The sequence below is a fragment of the Brevibacillus sp. LEMMJ03 genome (assembly GCF_007197875.1).
GTDB classification, from domain to species: domain Bacteria; phylum Bacillota; class Bacilli; order Brevibacillales; family Brevibacillaceae; genus Brevibacillus; species Brevibacillus thermoruber.
This window is the reverse complement of sequence record NZ_VKJN01000002.1, coordinates 319,109-343,156: the sequence shown is the minus strand read 5'-3', so window position 1 is coordinate 343,156 and position 24,048 is coordinate 319,109. Positions and strand designations below refer to the sequence as shown.

Annotated in this window: 19 protein-coding genes; 13 read left to right on the top strand and 6 right to left on the bottom strand. The window is 60.3% G+C overall.

What is annotated here, in order from left to right:
• Positions 1–50 precede the first annotated feature (50 nt).
• Positions 51–1,037, top strand: a complete 987-nt coding sequence (gene lplA / locus FOI68_RS04225) for a lipoate--protein ligase (RefSeq protein ID WP_143862413.1) — start codon at positions 51–53, stop codon at positions 1,035–1,037.
• A 129-nt stretch (positions 1,038–1,166) separates the two neighbouring features.
• Here lplA and FOI68_RS04220 read toward each other — a convergent pair whose 3' ends face one another.
• The 3 genes from FOI68_RS04220 to FOI68_RS04210 form a co-directional block, all read right to left on the bottom strand.
• Positions 1,167–2,747: a PTS sugar transporter gene (locus FOI68_RS04220; RefSeq protein WP_143862412.1), complete on the bottom strand. Its 1,581-nt coding sequence runs from the start codon at positions 2,745–2,747 to the stop codon at positions 1,167–1,169.
• Between the two features lie 223 nt (positions 2,748–2,970).
• Complete coding sequence (locus tag FOI68_RS04215) at positions 2,971–4,230, bottom strand: dicarboxylate/amino acid:cation symporter (RefSeq protein ID WP_035300725.1); 1,260 nt, start codon at positions 4,228–4,230, stop codon at positions 2,971–2,973.
• Positions 4,231–4,446: 216 nt separating this feature from the next.
• Positions 4,447–5,544 (bottom strand): anthranilate phosphoribosyltransferase, encoded by a 1,098-nt coding sequence (locus FOI68_RS04210; protein ID WP_143862411.1) that lies wholly within the window; start codon positions 5,542–5,544, stop codon positions 4,447–4,449.
• 1,030 nt (positions 5,545–6,574) lie between these two features.
• Between FOI68_RS04210 and FOI68_RS04205 the strand changes: the two genes are divergently transcribed.
• Positions 6,575–7,000, top strand: a complete 426-nt coding sequence (locus tag FOI68_RS04205; protein WP_044898301.1) for an SRPBCC family protein — start codon at positions 6,575–6,577, stop codon at positions 6,998–7,000.
• A 1-nt stretch (position 7,001) separates the two neighbouring features.
• Positions 7,002–7,382 (top strand): ArsR/SmtB family transcription factor, encoded by a 381-nt coding sequence (locus FOI68_RS04200; RefSeq protein ID WP_143862410.1) that lies wholly within the window; start codon positions 7,002–7,004, stop codon positions 7,380–7,382.
• Positions 7,383–7,511: 129 nt separating this feature from the next.
• Here the strand turns inward: FOI68_RS04200 and FOI68_RS04195 are convergent, their stop codons facing one another.
• Positions 7,512–8,561, bottom strand: coding sequence for a DctP family TRAP transporter solute-binding subunit (locus tag FOI68_RS04195; protein WP_143862409.1), 1,050 nt, complete (start codon positions 8,559–8,561; stop codon positions 7,512–7,514).
• A gap of 127 nt (positions 8,562–8,688) precedes the next feature.
• Here FOI68_RS04195 and FOI68_RS04190 point away from each other — a divergent pair, with 127 nt between their 5' ends.
• The 5 genes from FOI68_RS04190 (at position 8,689) to FOI68_RS04170 (ending at position 14,544) form a co-directional block, all read left to right on the top strand.
• Positions 8,689–10,248, top strand: coding sequence for an ATP-binding protein (locus tag FOI68_RS04190; protein ID WP_143862408.1), 1,560 nt, complete (start codon positions 8,689–8,691; stop codon positions 10,246–10,248).
• On the top strand, positions 10,249–10,935 hold the full coding sequence (locus FOI68_RS04185) for a response regulator (RefSeq protein WP_035300717.1): 687 nt from the start codon (positions 10,249–10,251) through the stop codon (positions 10,933–10,935). It abuts the gene before it with no gap.
• Between the two features lie 292 nt (positions 10,936–11,227).
• Entirely contained in the window at positions 11,228–12,874 is a 1,647-nt protein-coding gene (locus FOI68_RS04180; protein WP_143862407.1) for a peptide ABC transporter substrate-binding protein, read from the top strand.
• A 22-nt stretch (positions 12,875–12,896) separates the two neighbouring features.
• On the top strand, positions 12,897–13,829 hold the full coding sequence (locus FOI68_RS04175) for a S66 peptidase family protein (RefSeq protein ID WP_143862406.1): 933 nt from the start codon (positions 12,897–12,899) through the stop codon (positions 13,827–13,829).
• Between the two features lie 244 nt (positions 13,830–14,073).
• The gene (locus FOI68_RS04170) at positions 14,074–14,544 is read left to right on the top strand and encodes a Dps family protein (protein WP_044898308.1); all 471 of its coding nucleotides are present in this window, start codon (positions 14,074–14,076) and stop codon (positions 14,542–14,544) included.
• A 49-nt stretch (positions 14,545–14,593) separates the two neighbouring features.
• On the opposite strand, the gene FOI68_RS04165 is transcribed toward FOI68_RS04170, so the two are convergent.
• Positions 14,594–17,146, bottom strand: a complete 2,553-nt coding sequence (locus FOI68_RS04165) for a CoA-disulfide reductase (protein WP_143862405.1) — start codon at positions 17,144–17,146, stop codon at positions 14,594–14,596.
• A gap of 227 nt (positions 17,147–17,373) precedes the next feature.
• Here FOI68_RS04165 and coaA point away from each other — a divergent pair, with 227 nt between their 5' ends.
• Entirely contained in the window at positions 17,374–18,309 is a 936-nt protein-coding gene (coaA, locus tag FOI68_RS04160) for a type I pantothenate kinase (protein WP_029097805.1), read from the top strand.
• A gap of 105 nt (positions 18,310–18,414) precedes the next feature.
• A complete protein-coding gene (locus FOI68_RS04155; RefSeq protein WP_044898310.1) occupies positions 18,415–18,858 on the top strand; it encodes a 2-thiouracil desulfurase family protein in 444 nt (147 codons plus the stop codon).
• Between the two features lie 164 nt (positions 18,859–19,022).
• Here the strand turns inward: FOI68_RS04155 and gnd are convergent, their stop codons facing one another.
• Positions 19,023–19,919, bottom strand: coding sequence for a phosphogluconate dehydrogenase (NAD(+)-dependent, decarboxylating) (gnd, locus tag FOI68_RS04150; RefSeq protein WP_029097803.1), 897 nt, complete (start codon positions 19,917–19,919; stop codon positions 19,023–19,025).
• Positions 19,920–20,116: 197 nt separating this feature from the next.
• On the opposite strand from gnd, the gene FOI68_RS04145 reads away from it, so the two are divergent.
• The 3 genes from FOI68_RS04145 (at position 20,117) to FOI68_RS04135 (ending at position 24,048) form a co-directional block, all read left to right on the top strand.
• A complete protein-coding gene (locus FOI68_RS04145; protein ID WP_044898312.1) occupies positions 20,117–20,986 on the top strand; it encodes a MurR/RpiR family transcriptional regulator in 870 nt (289 codons plus the stop codon).
• 161 nt (positions 20,987–21,147) lie between these two features.
• A complete protein-coding gene (gene gntK / locus FOI68_RS04140; RefSeq protein ID WP_143862404.1) occupies positions 21,148–22,704 on the top strand; it encodes a gluconokinase in 1,557 nt (518 codons plus the stop codon).
• Positions 22,705–22,719: 15 nt separating this feature from the next.
• On the top strand, positions 22,720–24,048 hold the full coding sequence (locus FOI68_RS04135) for a GntP family permease (protein ID WP_029097800.1): 1,329 nt from the start codon (positions 22,720–22,722) through the stop codon (positions 24,046–24,048).

Below are 24,048 nucleotides of genomic sequence, written 5' to 3'. Positions count from 1 at the left end.
ATTTGATCGGACAAGCCAACAGACATCAGGTCTGCAAAGGAGGAAAGCGCATGAAATTCATTGACAATCGAGGAATCACCGATCCCCGCATCAACCTGGCGATCGAGGAATACGCCTTAAAGCACCTGCCCGCCAACGAAGACTACCTGCTGTTTTACATCAACGAACCGTCCATCATCATTGGGAAAAACCAGAATACGATCGAAGAGATCAATGTCGACTACGTCAACGAACACCGGATTCACGTGGTGCGCCGGCTGTCGGGAGGCGGCGCCGTCTACCACGACCTCGGCAACCTCAACTTCAGTTTTATTACCAATGACGACGGAGAGTCCTTTCACAACTTCCGCAAGTTTACCGATCCGGTCGTTCGCGCTCTGCGCCAGATGGGCGTCGACGCGGAGCTGACGGGCCGCAACGACATCCAGGTGGGCGAGCGGAAAATTTCCGGCAACGCCCAGTACGCCGCCAAAGGACGCATGTTCAGCCACGGCACGCTGCTGTTTGACTCCGACCTGGAGCGTGTCGTCTCCGCGCTGAACGTGAATCCCCAGAAAATCCAGTCGAAAGGGATTAAGTCGATTCGCAGCCGGGTCGCCAACATCACGGAATTTCTGCCCCGCACGATGACGATCGAGGAGTTCAAGCAGGAACTGCTCGCCTTCATCTTCGACGGCAAACCGGTGGAGGAATACCCGCTCTCCGACGAGGATTGGACGAACATCCACGAGCTGTCCCGCTCCCGCTACCAAAGCTGGGAGTGGAACTACGGCAAATCGCCCAGGAGCAACTTCCGGCAGTCCCGCCGGTTTGACATCGGGACGGTGGAGGTGCAGTTGGAGATCGAGAAGGGGCGTATCAAGGAAGCCAAAATCTACGGGGACTTCTTCGGAATGAGGGACGTGTCCGAAATCGAGGCCATGCTTCGCGGCGTGCCGTACGACAAGCAGGCGGTGGCGGATGTGCTCGCTCGCATCGACATCGAGCCGTTTTTCGGAAAATGGTCGCGCGAGGAGCTGCTGTCCCTGTTTTTCTAGCGAAACCATTCGAAAGGTTACAAGGCAAAGAAACCCTCTCCTCCCTCGTGAAAAGGGGGACGAGAGGGTTTGTGCTGCGGCGGGTTGAGGGAAAGGCCGCGACACGGGAGGCCAGGGGGCCGGCGGGAATCACGCCGACGCCTGCTCGCCTGTTTTTCCCGTCGATCGTTTCGCAATCTTGTTTGCCACCAGCGTAAACAGGAACGAACTGACGAGCCCGCCGGCCATGGCCATGGCGAATCCGGCGATGTTGTTGGACAGCAAAGGGGCCACGATGGAGGGGACATACGCCGTTCCCCTGACGCCGAACATGCCCGCCAGCATGCCGGCCAACCCGGCGGATACGATGGCCCCGGCAAAGACGATGCGGTTGGCAAACATGAACGGGTAGGCGGCCTCCACAAACGTGCCGAAGCCCATGTTGATCAAAAAGCCGGGGGCGGCCACCGCCGCTTCGCTCTTTTCCCGCGGCGAGACGATGTTGGCCAGCGTGATTCCCGCGGACACCATGACCAGCCCGACCATGTCGACGGCGCCCAGGAAGCTGTTCCCCGTTTTCTCCATTTCCAAAAGGACGATCGGCAGGATGGCGGCATGGTAGACGCCGCCGAGAATCGCCGGCCAGATCAGGAGACCGGCGATCAGTCCGGCAAGAACGGGACTGTAGCCCACCGCGCTTTCGATCAGCACCTTGATCAGTTCCCCCGCCTGCAGGGCGACGGGGGCGAACAGGAAGTGGACGGCCAGGCCGGCCGCCAGCCCCGACACGCCGCCGGCGATAATGTTGACCGTCGTCGCGGGGAAGCGCCATTCGACGCACGTGCGAAACAGCAGATGGACGAGAACCCCGGCGCCGATGCCGCCGATCATGCCGCCGATGATCCCGCCGTCCACGGACAGAACGCCCGCCAGGACACCGGCGACGACGGAGACTTCCTCCATCTCGGCCACCTGCTTGGCGGCCACCGCCGCGACGACGACGGGAAGCGCCTTGATCAGCAGGTCGAAGACACCCTGCAGCGCCTCCAGGCCGGGAACCTTGCCCAGCGCGAGAATGACCGCCATGGCGATAAAGCCGGGAAGCGACGCCATCATGATCCCTCTGACGTTGATCCGCTTCCACGGCTGTCCGTCCGGGACGACGCCGCTCTTTCCGGCGGTTCCGATCACCGGGCGGTAGTTGATCCCCCAGTGTTTGCTCAAAGCGGCGACGAAGCTGACCGCCCTCGTCCGGTTGGTGGTTCCCGTCGTGCCGGAGGAGGCGATCACGTTGGCCCCTTTCGCGCTGACCAGGGCCATTGACGTGCCGCCCGTTCCGACGATCGGAACGCCCCGTTCAACAGCCGCCTCAATCGCCAGCCGGTTCGCCCCGTCCGGGTCCGCGCTCATCAGGATCAGGCCGTCAATCTCACCCCGCCGGATGTCGGCGGCGATCCGTTCATCCAGTTCCCGCACATGCCGGTTGCACGCCTCCAGCGTGCCGGCGAAAAGCACGGCGGGCGCCTCGCCGTCCCATCCGAATACCGAGGCGCCGGTGTCGCTGCCCGCCATGTCCATGGACCCTTGGGCGGCGATGAACTGCACCGCCCGAATGCGCAGGCCGGCCGCTGCTGCCTGTACGGCGATTTCTTCCAGCAGCTTGTCCGGCTCTTTTCCGCCCAGATTGTACAAGTTTCCCCCGCTGCTCCCGAGGATCGCGATCGTTTTCATCCCAAGATGTCCTCCCGTTTTCCTTTGCTGCTGCTTTCCTTTGGTAAAGTGATATAGGATTACTTTATAAAAGAATGCCGGAAGATTCAACCGATTTTCGCGCGTTTCATGCATGAAAAAGAACCTCCCGGAAAGGGGAGGTTCAGCGCCGGATGGAACTTCGCGGTTCACATCCGGGAAAAACGTGATGATGCTGTCCAGACCCGTCAAAAGAGGGCCGCCGTTACGCCGAGATGGCCGGCGATTTCCCGTCCGACGGGGCAGGCGGATGAAACTCGTTTTCGTGCTTGGCGATGACTACCGCAGCCACGCCGTTGCCGATCAGGTTGGTGATGGCGCGCGCTTCCGACATGAAGCGGTCGACGCCGAGCAGGAGCGCGATGCCCTCGACCGGGATCATCGGGAACGCGGCCAGCGTTGCCGCCAGGGTGATGAAGCCGGAGCCGGTGACGCCGGCCGCCCCTTTGGACGTGAGCATCAAGACGCCGAGCAGGGTCAACTGCTGCCAGATGGACAGGTCGACGCCGTACGCCTGCGCGATGAACAGGGCCGCCATGGAGAGATAAATGGACGTGCCGTCCAGGTTGAACGAGTAGCCGGTCGGCACGACCAGACCGACGACCGATTTGGAACAGCCGTATTTTTCCAGGCGCTCCATCATGCGGGGCAGCGCCGATTCGGACGACGAGGTGCCCAGCACCAGCAGGATTTCTTCGCGAATGTATTTGATGAACGAGAAGATGCTGAAGTTGTAGAAGCGGGCAATCAGCCCCAGCACCACGACGATGAACAGGAACATCGTGATGTAGACCGATCCCATCAGCAGGCCCAGTCTCTTCAGGGAGTCGATGCCGAAGGTGCCGATGGTGTAGGCCATCGCCCCGAATGCCGCGAGCGGGGAGACTTTCATGATCATGTTGACGACGCCGAAGAACCCGTGCGCCAGCTTGTCAAACAGGTTGATCACCGGCTGGGCGGCGGAGCCCATGGCCGCGAGAGACAGGCCGAACAGGACGGCGAAGAACAGGATGGGCAGCAGTTCGCCTTTGGCCATGGCGTTGACGACGTTGTCCGGAATGATTCCGACGAAGAAGTCGATAAAGCCGTGGCTGGTTTCCTCGGCCGCCTTTGTGTACTTGGAGATGTCGGCGCCGCTGAGGCCGGTCTTGTCGAAACCGACGCCCGGCTTGATGATGTTGACCACCAGGAGGCCGATGGCGAGCGCGATCGTGGTAACGATTTCAAAATAAATCAGCGCCTTGCCGCCGATTTTCCCCACCTTCTTCATGTCGCCCATGCCGGCGATGCCGTTGACGACGGTGAAGAAGACGATCGGCGGGATCACCATCTTGATCAACTTGACGAACACGTCGGCCAACACTTTCAGATCAGACCCGAACTTGGGCGCATAATGGCCGACGATAATCCCGAGGATAATGGCGATCACGACCTGCACGGTCAGGTTTTTAAAATTGATCCGCATAAGTCCCCTTCCTTTCCGTATGATGAAAGCGCTTTACATTCTCTGTATTTGCATTCTAAAGAATTGATGGAATATTGGAAACGATACGGTCATATTGGTTGTTTTGGTCTTTTTGGTCACGGACAAAGCGGGGCGCGGATCGGGGGCCAGCAAAAGGCCCTTGGCCTGCGATCCGGCAAGCCAAGGGCTGTATGGGTTTCGGTGTCTGTTCGGTCGTCAGCGGCCGGTACTGCCCGCTGCCGCATCGCGTGCGGAAGAGGAGGGTGCCGCGGCTTCATCCAGCCACTGTCTGTACCGGTTCCAAGCCTCTTGGGAATCAAGCGCCTGGCGGGCCGCCGCCACGCCGTCGTCCAACGTCGGGACGCGCCCGGTGATCCACAGCCGCAGGGCGCTGTTTACGAGCACCGTGTTGCGGTAGGCAGGTTCCGCCGTTCCGTTCAGCACCGCTTCCGCCGTCTGCCATTGCAGCTCCGGCGTCCAGTCGGTTTCCGGCGCTTCCGCCTGCAAGCCGAGCGAGGACGGATCGACGACAAAGGGACGGCAGCTGCCGTTTTCCACGATCAAGGTGCGGGTCGGTTTGGCGGCGGACACGTCTTCGGAGCCTTCCATGCCCTGCACGACGATTCCCCGTTCCACTCCGAGGCGGAGCAGCAGTTCCGCCACCTTTTCAAATACCGTGCCGTGGAAGATGCCGATGGCCATGTACGGAGAGTCGGCTACCCTCAGCAGTTTTTCCACCGTGTTGAACAGGGTGCGGACGCCGAGTTCCAGCCGCAGGGGACGCAGATTGTGCAGGGCGGGACACCACGCTTCCGTGGGGACGAACAAGACGCCGCTGCGCTCGGCTGCCGAAAAAAGCGCCTGCCTGTCGGCGGCATCCGCGGACACGCCTGCGGCCTTCAGCACATCCGTCAGCGTGATGCCCCACTTGGGCGGCAGGGAAGGACTGCCGTGCAGGGTGACCCGCTGTCCGCAAGCGGCCAGCACAAAGGCGGCAGGGAACGTGGCCATGAACGATTTTCGCCGCCCGTCGTAGGGGCCGGCACAATCGAGACTGCCCGGAAACGAGACGGGCGAAACAGTCCGCCGAAACACCTCCACAAACGCCGCCAATTCGTCCAGCGACTCCATTTTGATCCGCTCGGCCATCAGAAACGCGCCCATCTGCGCGGGCGTCGCGCTGCCGTTGAGAAACATCTCCGCCGCTGCTGCAGCCTGCTCGTACGTCAAGTCTTTTGCGCCGCGTTTGCCGCGTCCCACTTCCTTTAACAGCTCAAACATCGTGTCCGTCACCTCTCCCGAATCAGTCGGCATCTGCGGACCACCATGGATCGTGCCGCATCCGCCCTTGTTTGCGTTCGTTCATCGAATGTCTGCGCAGCACATGCGCATAACTTCCGGCATGTTTTTTGGCGTGCGCAAGACAGAATGCCGCCACTCCCCGTTCCGTCCAAGGTCCGCGGCCGAGGCTGTCGTTTGTCCTGCATCCGCATCAGCGGGGGAAAGAGGAACGACAGACACGGTATCGCTGCGACAAGACGGGAATCGAGACGGCGAAGACGATGGCGTTATACATGATTAGTATACTGGAAAGCCCTTCCTTTTGAGAAGCCGCACGACGGACTGAACGGGTTGCCGCCACCAGTTTTTTCGCCACCATCAAAATTTACAATAATATACAAAAATTACCAAGATATTCATGCGATCATCAAAAAATCACGATTGATCACGAACCGTTTTCATCTTGCCCACACGAAATGACTTTGCAAGAGATGGAGGGTACTCAATGAATTCAATTGCAAGTATGAGCAGACTCGAACTGTTCAGTATGCGAAGCGCCTTGACGGTTTTTCATGGATACAGAGGCAAGGAGACGCTTGATGAATTTATCGAGATGATGGCAAACGCGAAAGAGCCGGTAAATCCAGCATGCACGCAAGATCAGCGCAAAAGACATTACGGACAGAATGGGGATAACCGACCCCAACATGATTCGGTTGCATCAAAGAGCTGCTGAACTTGGATTATTAACCGATTTGGACGCGCCAAGCACATTCGCGATTCTCGGTATATGTGGACGTTCTGCTTGCGGAGCGTCCTTTTTACTTGCTGAATTCCGGGCCGATCCGGCGGCGACCCGGGGACTGTAAAAACGGGGAAACCAGCAGGACAACAAACGAAGCGGGCGGAACAACCAACGGGAACCCCGGTCCCGCGTTTGACATGAAACCAAAAGGTGTCATAAAATCAAAAAGGAAACCATTTGGGTTCCAATCGCGAACATGAACCTCGATCGGGTTCGCCCTCAGGAAAAAGAGAAGCACACATACCAGGAGGTACGACAATGGAGAACAAGACCCCGCAAACCCTTCCGGACATTCGACACACCCAGGTGTTCCATGCTCCGATCCAGAAAGTGTGGGAAGCCGTTGCCACGGCGGAAGGTCTCGCCGCATGGTTCATGCCGAACGACTTTCAACCTGTGGTCGGCCACGCGTTTCACTTGAATGCCGGTCCGTTCGGCATGTCCCCCTGCAAGGTGACGGAAGTGGATCCCCCCAACCGTCTTTCGTTTCACTGGGGGAAAGACTGGATCATTACGTTTGAACTGAAAGACCTTGGCGGGAAAACGGAGTTTACGCTGATCCACTCCGGCTGGAATCCCGACACCGTTACGGAATTCGGCGAACCGCATACAATCGTGCGCGACCGCATGAATCAGGGCTGGACCGGGCTTATCCAAAAACTGGGCGCGCATGTCGAGGGCTGACATGGCTGCTTCGCCGTCCAGACATGACGTCTTTCAGGCCATCGCCGATCCCACGCGCCGCCAACTGCTGAGATTGCTGGGGGATCAGGAAATGCCGGTCACCGTCATCAGCGGACACTTCCCGATGAGCCGGACGGCCGTTTCCAAACATCTGCGCATTTTGGCCGAAGCCGGCCTGGTCAAAGAGAGGAAAGTCGGCCGGGAGACGCGCTACCGGCTTGATCCGGAACCGCTGCTCGAATTGAAGCAGTGGCTCGCGTATTACGAGCGGTTTTGGGAGAACAAGATGGCGATGCTCAAACACTACGTGGAGTCTGGCGAAGCGGACGGCGCCGAGCCCGCAGCCTCGCTGAAAGCGGTCCAGCCGACGAAAAAGGAATAACCGCGCAGCCATTTGGCGCTGCGCCTGCCGCTGTGAAGACAGTCTAAGACGGTTCCTTCCCCGTTTTAGCCTGTCTTTTTTCGTTGGGAAAACGGCGCCTTTCCCTGGGGCCAAGCGGGTGGGACGTGTTCATCGCTGCTCGTGCAGCTTGCTGATCTCGTCCATCAGCGCCGGACCGATCACCGGGGCGAACGTCTCGTACACCGGCTGCAGCGCCTGCCGCCAGACGGCCTGCTCCTGCGGCATCAGCACGTGTATCTCCATGCTGCTCTCTTTGGTCAACTGCTTCCACTGCTGCTCGTTCATGGAGACGGCTATTTGGTAGCTGTAGGCCGTCGCCTCCTCCAACGCCTCGGCGATCACGCGCTGTACGTCGGCGGGAAGCTCCTCCCAGAACGATTTGTTGATGATCACGGCGTAGCCCAGATAGCCGTGGTTGCTGACGGTCATGTACTTCTGCACCTGGTAGAGACGCTTGCTGTAGATGTTGGAAATGGTGTTTTCCTGGCCGTCCACTTCGCCGTTCGCCAGCTTGCGGTAGACGTCGTTGAACGGAGCCCCCTGGGCTGTCGCCCCCAGCGCGCGAAACTGCGCTTCCAGCACGGGGCTTTGAATGATGCGGAAACGCTGGCCGGCGAAGTCCTGCGGCGTGCGGATCGGCTTGTGGCTGGTCATCTGCTTGAAGCCGTTGCTCCAAAAGGCCATCCCCTTCATGTTCAGCGGCTCCAGCGTCTCAAACAGCATCCGGCCGATCTTCCCGTGAAACGCCTGCTCCACGTCCTGCTGGTCGCGAAACACGTAGGGCAGATCCAGCACCGACCACGCCGGAATCCGGTTGGCCAGATTGGAAAAGGCGGGGGCGATCATCTGGATGTCGCCGCGCTGCAGCGCGTCCATCTCCGTCTTGTCGGAGTGGAGGATGCCGTTGGGAAACACCTGCACTTCCACCCGGCCGTTCGTCTTTTCCTTGACCAGTTGGGAAAAGCGTTCCACGGCCAGGCCCTTGGGCGTATTTTCCGCCACCACATGGCTGAACTTGATGATGATTCGCTCGTTCAGCCCTTCCTGCTCCTCGTCGTACCCCAGCGCCGCAAACGGCAGGTCGCTGCGAAAGCCGATGATCACGGCGCTGAGCAGGCCGAGCAGGACGAACACGACAATGCTTGCGAACGATCTCATGGGCCGACACCTGCTCTATGATCAGTTGATTTGCTCCACGTACTGTACCAAAATATATGGTAGCAGGCAAACCCCCCGGAAAGGAAGAACACACCTGTTCAAACGTCTGAAAATTAAGTGGAAGATCATGCTGCTGTCGGTCGGCATCGTGCTCTTTTCCCTCTTGATCGGCGGCATCATCATCATGGGCAGCATCATTCGCCTGACCGAGGCGGAGTTGGGACAGCGGCTGATGACCACGGCGCGGACGGTGGCGGAAATCCCGCTGATCCAGAAAAGCATCCAGGAGCCGGACGGCTGGCGGATCATCGCTCCGACGGCGCGGCGGATCCGCATCGTCAATGACGTGACGTACGTGGTGGTCATGGACATGAACCGGGTCCGCTATTCCGATCCGCTGGACGAGCGCATCGGCACCGTCTTTCTCGGCAAAGACGCGGAGGAGGCGTTTGCCGAGCACACCTACATCCGCAAGGTGCGGGGAGAACTGGGAACGGCGCTCAGGGCCTACGTGCCGATCATGAACGCCGAGCACCAGCAGGTGGGCGTGGTCATGGTGGGCCATCTGCTGCCGAGCATCCCGCAGATCCTCTACGACCAGCGGGAAAACATCGCGATCACGTTTTTTCTCTCCCTGCTGTTCGGCATCTGGGGGTCGTACCGGCTCGCCCGCCACATGAAACGGCAGATGCTCAACCTGGAGCCGGAGGAACTCGCCCGCATCCTGGTAGAGCGCACCGCCACGTTTCACGCCATGCGGGAGGGCGTCATCGCGATCGACACGCATGAGCGGATCACCATTTTCAACGACAAGGCCAAGCAGATTTTCAACATCGAAGGCGACGTGCTGGGCAGGCCGATCCGCGAGGTGATTCCCGACACCGCGCTGCCGGAAGTGCTGGAGAAGCAGCAAAACTTTTACGACCACGAACTGCACGTCGGAGGCGCGCTGATCTGGTCCAACCGCTTCCTGATCAAGACGGACGGAAAAGTGGTCGGGGCCCTCGCCATCTTCCAGGACCGGACCGAAGTGGCGCGGATGGCGGAAGAGCTGACCGGCGTCAAGGCGTTCGTCGACGCGCTCCGCGTGCAAAACCACGAGTACATGAACAAGCTGCACACGATCGCAGGACTCCTGCAGTTGAATCAGAAGGAAAAGGCGCTGCAGTACCTGTTTGAAATCAGCGAACAGCAGGAAGAACTGACTGCGTTTCTGTCGGCCAAGATCGCGGATGAAAGCGTTTCTGGCCTGCTCTTGGGCAAGGTGAGCCGAGGCAAGGAACTGGGCATCCGCGTCGTCATTGACCGGCGCAGCAACCTGGAGCGCTTTCCGCCGTACATGGACCACCACAACTTCGTGCTGATCCTCGGCAATCTGATCGAAAACGCGTTTGACGCCCTGGAGCAGGCGGACCGGGACGACAAGGAGGTCTACATCAGCATCGAGCAGGACGACGACATCTGCTCCATCCTGGTGGAAGACAACGGCATCGGCATGGATGACGAGACCCGGCGGCGCATGCTGGAGCGCGGCTTCTCCACGAAGGCGGGGAAGAACCGCGGCCTGGGCCTCTACCTGGTGCAGCAGTTGGTGGCGAAGGGGCGGGGCGAGCTGAGCTGCCAGTCGCAGCCCGGCGAAGGCACCAGCTTTTTGATTACCTTTCCGATGAAGGAGGCGGAAGCGTAGATGGCCAACCCATTTCGCGTGGTCGTCATCGAGGACGACCCGATGGTGCAGGAAGTCAACCGGCAGTTTATCGAGCGGGTGCCGTCCTTCCGCGTGGTCGGCGCGGCCTCCAACGGAGCGGAGGGGCTCGCTCTGGTCGAACAATTGAAGCCCGATCTGGTGATCATGGACATTTTCATGCCCGTGCTGGACGGCGTGCGCACCCTGCAGAAACTGCGGACCGCCAACCAGGCGGTGGACGTGATCGTGATCACGGCGGCGAAGGACAAGCCCACGATCCAGGCGATGCTCCGCAACGGCGCGATGGATTACATCATCAAGCCGTTCAAGTTCGAGCGCATCCAGCAGGCGTTGGAAAACTACCGGGCGTTTCGCCAGCAGTTGGAGCAGGAGGGCACCGTCTCCCAGGCGGAGGTGGATCAGCTCTTGTTCCGCAATGCGGCGAAAAGCGCCCGGGAGGAGGAGCCGCTGCCCAAAGGGCTGCACATGCATACGCTGGAGCAGATTGTCCGCCATCTGCGCGAGGAAAAGCAGCCGCTGTCGGCGGAAGAGGTGGCGGAGCGGGTCGGCATCGCCCGGGTGACGGCGCGCCGCTACCTCGAATACCTGGAAAAGAGCGGACGGGTGAAACGGGACGTGGCTTACGGCGGCGTCGGCCGGCCGACCAACCGGTACGTGCTGGTGTGACGGACCCGGGAAGCGCAGCGCGACAGCCGAAGGGGAGCGGCAGACGGATGATCGACGGAGCCCCCTGTTTCTGGATGGAATCGACGAGCTTCCCTTCCGCCTGCAGGTGAAGCTTCTGACCGTGCTCCCGGTCATGCAGGAAATGTTTGAGGAAGCGGAGAAACAGTTTCTGGAGGTTCCGCACCGAAAGGGGTTCGCCGGTGAATCGGGATGAGGATGAAACCCTCGCTTCCCCATCGGTGTAATTTTTGTAATATTCAAAATAAAATGATACTCAGGGGGAGTTCATACAATGAAACGACGATGTTCCATCCTCATCGCTGTCTCGTTCGTGCTGGGGAGCATGCTCAGCGGGTGTTTCGCGGGCGGAAGCGGCACTCCGGCCGGCACCGGGGCGGCACAAGAGCCCGGGAAAACAGGCACGGCGGGCACCACCGCTTCCGGCGAGCCGCAAGTGCTGCGCATGAACCTGGAGGAGCCGGCCACACTTGATCCGACCTTTGCCGAAGACACCGTTTCCGGTGCCGTCATCCGCGCCGTTTTTGACGGGTTGACCCGTCTGGACAAGGACGGCCAGCCAATTTACTCCATCGCTTCCGACATGAAGGTGTCCGAGGACAAGACGGTCTATACGTTTACCCTGCGTGACGCCAAGTGGAGCAACGGCGATCCGGTGACGGCCCACGACTTCGAATTTGCCTGGAAGCATGCGCTCGATCCCAAGACCGGTTCACAGGCCGCGTACCAGTTTTACAGCATCAAAAACGCGCAGGCGTTTGCCGCTGGCAGGGCCAAGCGGGATGACGTCGGCGTCCGGGCGCTGGACGACAAGACGCTGCAGGTGACGCTGGAACATCCCACGCCGTATTTCCCGACGCTTGCTGCCTTCCTCATGCCGATCAACAAAAAGGTGGCGGAAGCCAACGAGCATTGGGCGAAAGACCCGAAAACGCTGGTGGGGAACGGACCGTTCAAGCTGGAGAGGTGGGAGCACAAAAACAAACTCGTCCTGGTGAAAAACGACACCTACTGGGATCACGAGGCGGTAAAATTGGATCGCATCGAGTTCTCGATGATTTCCGACGCCAATACGGAGCTGGCGCTGTTCCAAAACGGCGATCTCGACTGGGCGGGTGGGCCGATCAGCAGCTTGCCGGTGGATGCCGTCAAGCCGTTGAAGGAGGAAGGCAAGCTGAAGACCAAGCCGAAAGCCACCTCCTACTACATCCGCTTCAACGCCGAGCGGGTGCCGTTTACCAATGCCAACGTACGCAAGGCGTTTGCCTACGCGATCAACCGGCAGGAGATTGCCGACAACATCGGCCAGGCCGGCCAGACGCCGCTGATGGGCATTACGCCGATCACCGCTTCGCTAAAACCGGAAGGATTCTTTGCCGATAACCAACCTGAAGAAGCGCGCAGGCTGCTGGCGGAGGGCATGAAGGAACTGGGCATCACCAAGCTGCCGGAAATCAGCTACCTCTACAACACGTCGGACCGCAACAAGGCGATCGCCGAAGCGCTCCAGGCCACCTGGAAACAGGTGCTGGGCGTCGACGTCAAGCTGGTGAACAAGGAGACAAAGGTGTACCTGGACGACCAGGAGCAGGGCAAATTCGAGATCACCCGCTCCAGTTGGACGGCTGATTACAACGACCCGGTCAACTTCCTGGAGAAGTTTATCGAAAAGTACAGCTCCAGCAACATTACCCGCTGGCACAACCCGACATACACGGAGCTGATTCACAAGTCGTACGCGGAAACGGATGAGGCCAAGCGAAGGCAGCTTCTGCTGGAAGCCGAGACGCTTTTAATGGACGAGATGCCGCTGACGGGAATTTTCAGCGACGTCAACGCCTGGGTGCAAAACGACAAGGTCAAAGGCGTGCAGATCGATCCGCTCAGCAAAATCGATTTCAAATGGGCGTACAAGGAGTAAAAAACAGCGAGGAGAATGCCGGATGAACAAAGGAAAAGCACTGAAACCAGGGGATACGATCGGGATCGTCGCCCCGTCAAGTCCTCCGAAAGAAACCGACAGCGTACGTCAGGCCAAGGAAGATCTGGAAGCGTTGGGATTTCGGGTGAAACTGGGAGAAACCTGCTATGAAAGCTGCGGCGGCTATCTGGCGGGAACACCCGAACACCGGGCGGCAGAGCTTACCGAGATGTTTGCCGACCCCGACATCGATGCCGTGATGGCTTTGCGCGGGGGGTACGGCGCGCCGCAAATCCTGCATCTTCTCGACTACGACATGATCGCGCAAAACCCGAAACTGTTCATCGGGTACAGCGACATTACCGCGCTGCACACGGCGCTCCGGCAGCAGGCCGGATTGGCAACCCTGCACGGTCCCAACGCATCTCCGGGACTCCTCAGCGGGACCAACGCGTATACGCGGGAATGTCTGCTGCGCGCCATGACCAGCCCCGAGCCGCTGGGCGAAATCGTCAATCCGCCGGGAGAAGAGATCGTCTGCCTGGTGGAAGGAGAGGCGTGCGGCGAGATCGTCGGCGGCAATCTCTCGCTGGTGGCGGCGCTGGCGGGCACGCCCTTCCAACTGGATGCAAAGGGAAAGCTGCTCTTCCTGGAGGATGTGGACGAGGAGCCGTACCGGGTGGACCGCATGCTGACGCAGTTGGCGCTGGCCGGCACGTTTGCGGAGTGCGCCGGAGTCATCATCGGCACGTGGACCAACTGCGAGCCGAAAAAGCGGGAAGGCTTTACCGTCCTCGACGTGTTCCACAACATTGTCGCGCCGTATCAAAAGCCGACGATCTGGAATCTGCAGGCTGGCCACGGTGACAACAACGCCGCCCTTCCGTTCGGCGTGCAGGCGCGTCTTGACGCGACAGGCTGCCGGCTGATCATCGAGGAGGCGGTCGTCCGATGAAGCCGGACAAGGAGGCGGTCTGGCGGCGGGCCGGATCGCCGTCAGGCACGGACAGATGAACGCGGCGTCCGAACCCTTTTCATCTCCGTTCGCGGGGAAGACGGCCACGGCGCTTTGGAGGAAAAAGCGCCGCGGTGAAAGGGAACGGCCGCAGCGTCTGCGAGGGAATAAACAGCGGCTCACAGCGAAATACTAACATCGTTCTGTTCCATCACCATGCGAGGAAAGGATGAAGCGACGACGGATGAGCCCTGCTGTGACAGAAGTGAAAAGCCGTTCCCTGACAGACGTGTTGAACAAGCAGATTGCCAACTGGAGCGTCCTGTACATAAAACTGCACCACTACCACTGGTATGTGACAGGACCCCACTTTTTCACGCTTCACGAAAAGTTTGAGGAGCTGTACAACGAGGCGGCCGGCTACGTGGACGAACTGGCGGAGCGGCTGTTGGCCATCGGCGGACAGCCGGCCTCGACGATGAAAGCCTGTCTGGAGCAGTCGACCCTGCGCGAAGCGGCGGGCGGGGAGACTGCGGAACAAATGGTCCAGGCGGTGGCCGCCGACTTCCAGCAGGTGATCCGCGAGCTGGAGGAGGGCATGTCCATCGCCGAACAGGCAAACGACCAGGCGACCAGCGACATGTTCCTCGAGATCAGCACCAGCCTGCAAAAGCACGTCTGGATGCTGCAGGCGTTTCTCGGCCGGCAGCCGTGAAAAAAAATCCCCCCTGGGCCCGAACGAAAAGGCCCCGGGGGGATTTTGTTTAGACAAACAGGTTGATGCCGGCGTCTTCGGCGTCGCCCAGGTAGCTGGCGACACCGGCGAATTCGACGCCGTCGATCAGCTCTTCCGGCTTGATGCCCATGATCTCCATGCTCATCGTGCAGGCCACCAGCTTGACGCCGGCCGCCTGCGCGTTGCGCATCAGCGTCTCCAGGGAGTCGACGTTTTTCTGTTCCATGACGTAGCGGATCATCTTCGCGCCGAGACCGCCCATGTTCATTTTGGACAAGGGCAGATCGTGCGGTCCTTTGGGCATCATCACCCCCAGCATTTTCTCCAACGGCTGTTTGCCGGCCGCGGACGCGCCCTGCTTCCGCAAGATGTTCAGGCCCCAGAAGGTAAAGAACATGGTCACGCGTTTCCCCATCGCCGCGGCCCCCGACGCAATGATGAACGAAGCGATCGCCTTGTCCAGGTCGCCGCTGAACACGATCAGGGTGGCGCCGTTTTTGGCCGGGCCGGCCGAGACGGCAGCGGGAGACGCGCCTGACACGCCGGGGTTCGCCTCCTTCGCCGAAGCTGCCTGCAGAGCGGCCGCTTCTTTTGCGGCGCCGCCTTTGCGGATATAGGCGGTGCAGACGTTTTTGTCCAGCTCGGAATGGAGCAGGACGTTGCCGGTCTTTTCGCACCAGGCGGCGATGTCTTTGCCAAAGCCCGGATCGGTGGCGGAGACGGCCAGCACTTCGCCCGGATTCATCTGCTGCATCGCCTGAAACACCTGCATGATCGGCCCGGGGCACTGCAGCCCGCAGGCGTCGATGGTGACGTGGGCGGATGGGCGCGCTTCCGCGGAATGCCCCCCTGCGGGACGATCCGCCGGCCGTGTGTCGGCCTGCCGGTCCCCGGCCGCCCCTGTGCCGTCAGGGTCGCGTGGCGGCCGCGATTGTTCCCGGGTGGCGTACGAATAGGTCTTGTAGCCCCCGTCCAGGTTTTTCACCCGGTACCCGTGCTGGGCCAGGATCCGGGCGGCCAGGTAGCCTCTCAGCCCCACCTGGCAGGAGACGTACACCGGCCGATCGCGCGGGATGTCCGCCAGCCGATCCCGCAGTTGATCCAGCGGGATGTTGATCGAGCCCGGCACAAAGCCCGACTCCCGCTCGATCGGTTCGCGCACGTCGATCAGCAGGCCGCCGTCCGCCACAATTTGGTCGATTTCGTGCCATTGAACGGTCTCGGCCAGCCCGTCGACGATGTTGGAGGCGACGTACCCGGCCAGGTTGACGGGATCTTTGGCCGACGAGTACGGCGGGGCGTAGCAGAGCTCCAGGTCGGGCAGGTCCCGCACGGTAAGACCGGCCTTCATCGCCGTGGCGATCACGTCGATGCGCTTGTCGACGCCGTCCGCCCCGACCGCCTGGGCGCCGAGGATGCGGCCCGTGCTGCGGTCAAACAGCAGCTTGAGCGACAATTGGGCTGCGCCCGGGTAGTACCCGGCGTGGGAATTGGGGTGGATGTGGACCGTCTCGTAGGGGATGCCCCATTTTTTCAGCGTCTTTTCGTTGTTGCCGACGACGGCGGCCGTCAGGGAAAAGACCTTGACGATGGCCGTTCCCAGCGCGCCCCGGTAGGAGACGTCCATGCCGTTGATGCGGTCGGCCACCAGCCGCCCCTGCCGGTTGGCTCCCCAGGCGAGCGGCACCACCGTCGGCTGTCCGTTCACCAGGTCGTGCACCTCGATGGCGTCACCGATGGCGTAGATGCTGGGATCGCTCGTCTGCAGCGTGGGGGACACCTTGATCGCGCCGCGCACGCCCAGCTCCAGTCCCGCCTCTTTGGCCAGCTTGCTTTCCGGCTGCACGCCGATGGCCAGCACGATCATGTCGGCGGTCAGCTCGCGGCCGCTTTGCAGCAGGATGCGCCGCCCCTTGTCCGCCAGGGCTTGGACGGCATCTCCCAGGACGAGTTCCACGCCGTTCGCCCGCATGTGCTCCTGCACGATGGCAGCCATTTCGAAGTCAAGCGGCGCCAGCACCTGATTGCCCAGCTCCACCAGCGTCACGGCGACACCGCGCTCCCGCAGGTTTTCCGCCATTTCCACGCCGATGAATCCGCCGCCGATCACGACCGCATGCTGCGGGCGGGCATTGTCCACGTATGCCTTGATTCTGTCCGTGTCGGGGATGTTCCGCAGCGTAAACAGGGCTTCCGCCTCCTGGATGCCGGGCCAGTCGGGGACGATCGGCTTGGCGCCGGGCGCCAGCACCAGGATGTCGTAGTCCTCCTCGTACGTCTCGCCCGTCTGCAGGTTGCGGATCGTCACCGTTTTGGCCGCCCGGTTGATCCGCGTCACTTCGCTCTGGGTGCGGATGTCGAGGGCAAACCGCCGGCTCATTCTCTCCGCCGTCTGGACAAACAGCTTGCCCCGCTCGCGGATCGCTCCGCCGATGTAGTACGGCAGGCCGCAGTTGGCGAACGAAATGTGTTCGCCGCGCTCCACCATCACAATCCGATCCGTTTCATTCAGACGGCGCAGGCGGGCGGCTGCGGTCGCGCCGCCGGCCACGCCGCCGACAATCACGATTTTTCTCTCCATGTGCAGTCCCTCCGGTTCGTTTTCGCTCGGCAAACGCCGGGCGTTCGATCTGGATCAGGCAACGTTTCTTTATACCTATGGGGGTATATACCTATGTGGGTATTATGAATCGTCTGCACCATTCTTGTCAAGAGACGCACCTCACGTGTTCCCAAGAAGCGGCCGCAGGTGGTACACTATTGTGGAACATTTTACAGGACATGAACGAGAAAGGATGTACGGTTCCCATGGCATCTCCTTACATGACTTTCAGTCGCGAGCAGTGGAGAGGACTGCGGGCTTCCACGCCGCTTACCATATCAGACGAAGAGTTGGCCTGTCTGCAGGGGTTGAACGAAAAGCTCTCCCTGTCGGAAGTGGCGGACATCTACCTGCCGCTCTCCCGGCTGTTGAACCTGTATGTGGGGGCCACCCAGGAACTGTATCATGCCACGCATACATTCCTCGGCAAGCAGGACAAGAAGGTGCCGTTCATCATCGGCATCGCCGGCAGCGTAGCGGTCGGCAAGAGCACAACCGCCCGCATTTTGCAAACGCTTTTATCCCGCTGGCCCAACCATCCCAAAGTGGACCTGGTGACCACGGACGGCTTTCTCTACCCCAACCGCGTCCTCGAAGAGCGCGGCCTGATGAAGCGCAAAGGGTTTCCCGAAAGCTACAACACCAAACGGCTGGTGTCGTTTCTGTCCGACGTCAAGTCCGGCGTGCCGGAAGTGGCCGCCCCCGTCTACTCCCATCTGGTGTACGACATCGTGCCCGGCGAGTGGCAGGTGGTGCGCGAACCGGACATCTTGATCGTGGAGGGGCTGAACGTCCTGCAGACGCCGGTGGACGAAAAACAGCGCCGCGTGACGGAAGTCTTCGTCTCCGACTTTTTCGATTTCTCCATTTACGTCGACGCGCGCGAAGAGGACATCATGAAGTGGTACGTGGAGCGGTTCAAGCTGCTGCGCGAGACGGCCTTCTCCAACCCGGCCTCCTACTTCCGCCGCTACGCCAACCTCACCGACGAAGAGGCGACGGCGGTGGCCACGAGCATCTGGACGGAGATCAACGGCATCAATCTGCGGAAAAACATCCTGCCGACGCGGGGACGCGCCCAACTGATTTTGGAAAAGGGGCCGGATCACATGGTCCAGAGCGTAAAGCTCCGCAGGCTGTAACCCCGGTGAATCCCCGAACGCACAGAGGACAGTCCGGCTGGCGGACGTTTGTGGTCGGTGCGGACAGCCCTTGTTCGAAATCCTCGAGGAAAGGATATGGTAAGAGTGAAAATCGTCAGTGCCTGTCTGATCGGCTGCCAGTGCCGGTATGACCAGCGCGCCTGTCTGGACGCGGAAACCGAGGCGCTGCTCAAGGAAGGAAAGGCCATTCCCGTCTGTCCCGAGCAGTTGGGCGGTCTGCCGACGCCGCGCCCGCCGGCGGAGATCGTCGGCGGCGACGGCTTTGACGTCCTGGACGGGCGGGCCCGGGTGATCGACCGGACCGGCCGCGACGTGACGGCCGAGTTTCTCGCCGGGGCCCGGCAGGCGCTCAGGCTGGCGCAGGCGGTGGGGGCCACCTCCGCCGTGCTGAAGGAGAACAGTCCCTCCTGCGGCAGCTCGTTCGTCTACGACGGAACGTTCTCCGGCAACAAAACGGCCGGAGTGGGCGTGACCGCCGCGCTGCTGATCCGCAGCGGAATCGCGGTCCAATCGGAGCAGACGAAATAAGCGGCGAGAGCGGAGGCCGCTCACTACCATCCCTGAAACGCCGGCGGCTCTGGTCCTGCCGCCCGATGCGCGGACGGAGCCATTGAAAGGAGCGGGGGAAAGGGGGCGAACCGCGCGAAGCCATGCAAACAGGCCCGAGGCATTGCCTCGGGCCTGGCGATTTTCTATTTCGTTTCCACGGCGTGCCCGCCAAATTCATTTCGCAGGGCAGCCACCACTTTGCCGTGGAAGGTGTCTTCCTCCAGCGAGCGGTAGCGCATCAAGAGGGACATCGCGATCACCGGCGTCGCCACCTGCAGGTCCAGCGCCGTCTCCAGCGTCCATTTGCCTTCGCCGGAGGAGTGCATGACGCCGCGGATGCTGTCCAGCTTCGCGTCTTTGCGGAAGGCCCGTTCGGTCAAATCCATCAGCCACCCGCGGATGACGGAGCCGTTGGCCCAGACGCGCGCCACTTCGGCGAAGTCAAACGTGTAGCTGCTCTTCTCCAGCACTTCAAAGCCCTCGCCGATCGCCTGCATCATGCCGTACTCGATGCCGTTGTGCACCATTTTCAGGAAGTGTCCGCTGCCTGCTTCCCCCGCGTACAGGTAGCCGTTGTCAACGGTAATATCCTTTACCAGCGGTTCGATATGGGCAAACGCTTCCTTGTCCCCGCCAATCATCATGCAGGCACCGTTCCGTGCCCCTTCCATTCCGCCGCTTGTGCCGACATCGAGGAAATGGATGCCCTTTTGCTTGAGCGTGTGATACCGCTCAACCGACTGCTTGTAGTGGGAATTTCCGCCGTCGATCACAATGTCGCCGGGGGACAGAAGGCCGGACAGCTGTTCAATCAGCTTGTCCACGATGTTCCCCGCCGGCACCATCAGCCACACGATACGCGGCGCAGACAGTTTCGCGACCGCCTCTTCGACCGAAGCGGCGGGAATCGCTCCGTGCCTGCCCAGTTCAGCGGCAGGGGCGGGGTCGACGTCATAAGCGACGACCTCGTGCCGGTGGGAGAGCAAGTTCAGGGTGAGATTGTATCCCATTTTGCCTAATCCAATCATCGCTAATCGCATTGCTATCGAAACACTCCTTAGTATCCAGGTTGTCAAACTCGCGGGATCTGACTTAGCTGTATTATATGACAAAAATATTCGTGTTTCATCACAAATGAAGAAAATTTTTTTCAAAATGACTTCGTCCCGGACATTGCCTATAATGTGAACCAGAATGAATGTGAACCAGAAAGGCATGATTGGGAGGTGCATGTCGTTTGCCCGATTCCACACCGCGTGTTTCCGAAAGCGTGCTCGCCAAACTGCGCGCCGTTTATTCGCAGCTCAGCAGCAAAGAGCAGCAGGTGGCCGGCTACATCCTGGAGCATGCGAGCGACATTGTCCATTTGTCCATTACCGAGCTGTCCGAATTATGCGAATGCGCTGATGCGACCGTCTTTCGCCTCTGTCGGCGGTTGGGCTTTCGGGGGTATCAGGCGTTCAAGATTGCGCTGGCAAGCGAAGTGACGAACCCCAAGCAGGCGATTTACCAGGAAATCAACCTGGAGGATGACGACGTCCTTTCCATAGCCGGTAACATTTTCGCCGCAAACATGGAAACGCTGCGCGATACGCTGCACATTCTCAACCGCGAGGAATTGTCCGCCATCATCGATTGGCTGGCGGGCGCCAAACGCATTGAATTCTACGGGTCCGGCGGATCGGCCGCCATCGCCCAGGACGCCTATCACAAGTTCATGCGTACCGGGATCCCCTGTATTCATCACTCCGATGCCCACTATCAGGTGATGTCGGCCTCCCTCTTGCAGGAAGGGGACGTGGTTGTGGGGATTTCCCACTCCGGTTCGAACAAGGACATCCTGGAAGCGCTGCGCGTGGCGAAGGACGCCGGAGCGAAAACGATCGGCATCACCAGCTACGGCAAATCGCCGCTGGTAAAACTGGCGGACTGCTGCCTGTATACGACCTCGCGCGAGACGGTTTTCCGCACGGAAGCGCTCTCTTCCCGCCTGGCCCAGCTTTTCCTGATCGACCTCCTGTACGTGGCGGTTTCCCTCCGTCGGGAAGCGCAAACGGTCGAGAACATCCAGCATATCCGGGAAGCCATTTCCTTAAAACGCCTCTGACCACGGGCGTTTTTTTTCTTGGGGATACTATTGGTGGCGGAAGGCGTGGAGATGCACTTTTTGAAATAAATTTTTTTCTCATGTATTAACAAAAGAAAAAAATTTCGATATAATCACCTTGACCATCTTGAAAGCGGATACACATGAAGGGTGAGACCATAATGAACGAAACGTATTTTATCGGACTGGACATCGGCACAACCAGCACAAAGGCGATTGTGTTCACGCGCTCCGGTTCGATCAAGGGAACGGGGAATGTCGATTATCCGCTGCTCGTTCCGCAGCCTTCGTGGGCGGAACAGGAGCCGGACGCGATTTTTGCCGCGGTTATACAAGCGCTCCGCCAAGCGATTGCCCAGGCCGGGGCGAAGCGGTCGGAAATCACCGGCATCGGGTTCAGCACAGCCATGCACAGCCTGATCGCCGTGGACGCCAGCGGCAATCCGCTGACCAACGTCATCATCTGGGCGGACAACCGCAGCGTGGAGCAGACGGATCGCTTGAAACGGGACGGCACCGGCCACCGGATCTACCTGGCCACCGGGACGCCGATCCATCCGATGTCTCCTCTGACCAAACTGATCTGGATGAGGGAGAAGAACCCCGACACGTTCCGCAGGGCGGCCAAGTTTCTCTCGATCAAGGAGTATGTGATTTATCGGCTCTTTGGTCAATTCGTGGTCGATTATTCCATCGCGTCGGCCACGGGGCTTTTCAATCTGAAGCGGCTTGATTGGGACGAAGAGGCGCTGCGCGTCGCCGGCATCTCCGCGCAGCAGTTGAGCGAGCCCGTCCCGACCACGCACGTGCTGCGCGGCCTGGACAAGCGCTATGCGGACGAGATCGGCATCGATCCCGACACGCCCTTTGTCGTGGGGGCAAGTGACGGAGTGCTGGCCAACCTGGGCGTCGGCGCCATCGAGCCGGGGCAGGTGGCGATCACCATCGGCACGAGCGGCGCGGTGCGGACCGTCGTGCCGGAACCGATCACGGATCAGAAGGGACGAACGTTTTGTTACGTCTTGACCGACAAGCACTGGGTGATCGGCGGGCCGACCAACAACGGGGGATTGATGCTGCGCTGGTTCCGCGATGAGTTTAGCTGGCCCGAGGTGGAAAAGGCCAAGGAATTGGGCGTCGATCCGTACGACGTGATGATTCAGGCGGCCCAGGACGTGCCGGCCGGGGCGGAAGGCCTGCTGTTCCTGCCGTTTTTGTCCGGGGAGCGGGCGCCCTACTGGAACCCGCAGGCGCGCGGGTCGTTTTTCGGAATCGGCCTGCACCACAAGCGGCAGCACTTTATCCGCGCCGTGCTGGAAGGGATTTTGTTCAGTGTGTACAGCGTGGGGATCGCCCTTCGCGACTTGGCCGGAGGGGCCCGGGAGATTCGCGCGTCCGGCGGCTTTGCCCGCTCCAGGGAGTGGCGGCAAATCATGGCGGACATGTTTGGGTATGAGGTATTGATCCCGGAAACCCACGAAAGCTCCAGTCTGGGAGCGGCCGTGCTGGCGATGCATGCCGTCGGCGCCATCCGCGACCTGTCCGAGGTGAACGGCCTCCTGCGCATTGCTCACCGGCACGAGCCGGACCTGGAGCGTTCCGGCACCTATTTGGAGTTGTTTTACATCTACGAGCGGGTCTATCTCAACCTGCTTGAGGAGTACAAGCTCATCGCCGACTTTCAACAACGGTCGAGAACATCGCAGCACACGCGATAAAAAGGAGGGGTCACCATGCCGTTAGTCATCACCTTGCTGGCTATTATCATCCTGCTCATTCTGATCACCCGATTCAAGGTAAACCCGTTCATTACCCTGTTGATCGTTTCCGGTTTTGTCGGGATTGCCTCGGGGATGCCGCTCGACAAAATCGTCGATTCCATCAAGGAAGGGATGGGCGGTACGCTTGGATTCATCGCCATCGTGCTCGCGCTGGGCACCATGCTGGGGAAAATGATGGCGGAGTCCGGCGGCGCGGAGCGGATTGCCCGCACGCTGATCAACCTGTTCGGCGAAAAGAACGTCCACTGGGCGATGATGTTCGTGGCGTTTATCGTCGGGGTTCCCGTTTTCTTTCAGGTAGGCTTTGTGCTGCTGATTCCGCTGGTCTTCACCATCGCCCGTCAAACGGGAATGTCCCTGTTGAAGATTGGCATCCCGCTGATTGCGGGGCTGTCCATCGTGCACGGGATTGTTCCGCCCCATCCGGCGGCGATGGCGGCCGTCGATATTTTTCATGCGGACGTGGGCAAAACGATTTTTTACTCCATCCTGGTCGCCCTCCCGTCCGCCATCGTCGCCGGTCCCCTCTACGGAAGCTGGATCGGCAAACGGATCAAGACCAGCATCTCCTCGGAGCTGGCGGCGCAGTTGGCGGAACCGAAGCAGGACCGCGAACTGCCCGGCTTTGGCGTCACCGTGTTTACGATTTTGCTGCCGGTCATCCTGATGCTGGGGGCGACCATCGCGGACATCACGCTGCCGAAGGAACACACGGTTCGCGTGTGGGCTGACTTCATCGGCAGCCCGATCACGTCCCTGCTGATTGCCACCGTGATCTCGTTCTGGACGCTGGGCTTTGCCCGCGGATTCACCAAGGACGACATTCTGAAGTTCACCAACGACTGCCTGGCGCCGACGGCCACCATTCTGCTGGTGATCGGGGCAGGCGGCGCGTTCAACAAGGTGCTGCTCAACAGCGGGGTGGGCGATTACATTGCCGATCTGGCCACAGCGTCGGCCATCTCCCCGATCTTCCTCGGTTGGCTCATCGCGGCGCTGATCCGCGTCGCCACCGGTTCGGCGACGGTATCGATGATGACCGCCGCGGGCATTGTCGCCCCGATTGCGCAGCAAATGCCCGGAACCAGTCCGGAGCTGTTGGTGCTGGCCACCGGCGCGGGATCGCTCATCCTGTCCCACGTAAACGATTCTGGTTTTTGGCTGATCAAGGAATATTTCAACATGAGCGTTCAGGATACGTTGAAGTCCTGGACAGTCATGGAAACCATCCTGTCCGTCACGGCCATTATCCTGATCATGGGCTTGTCCCTGTTCGTCTGA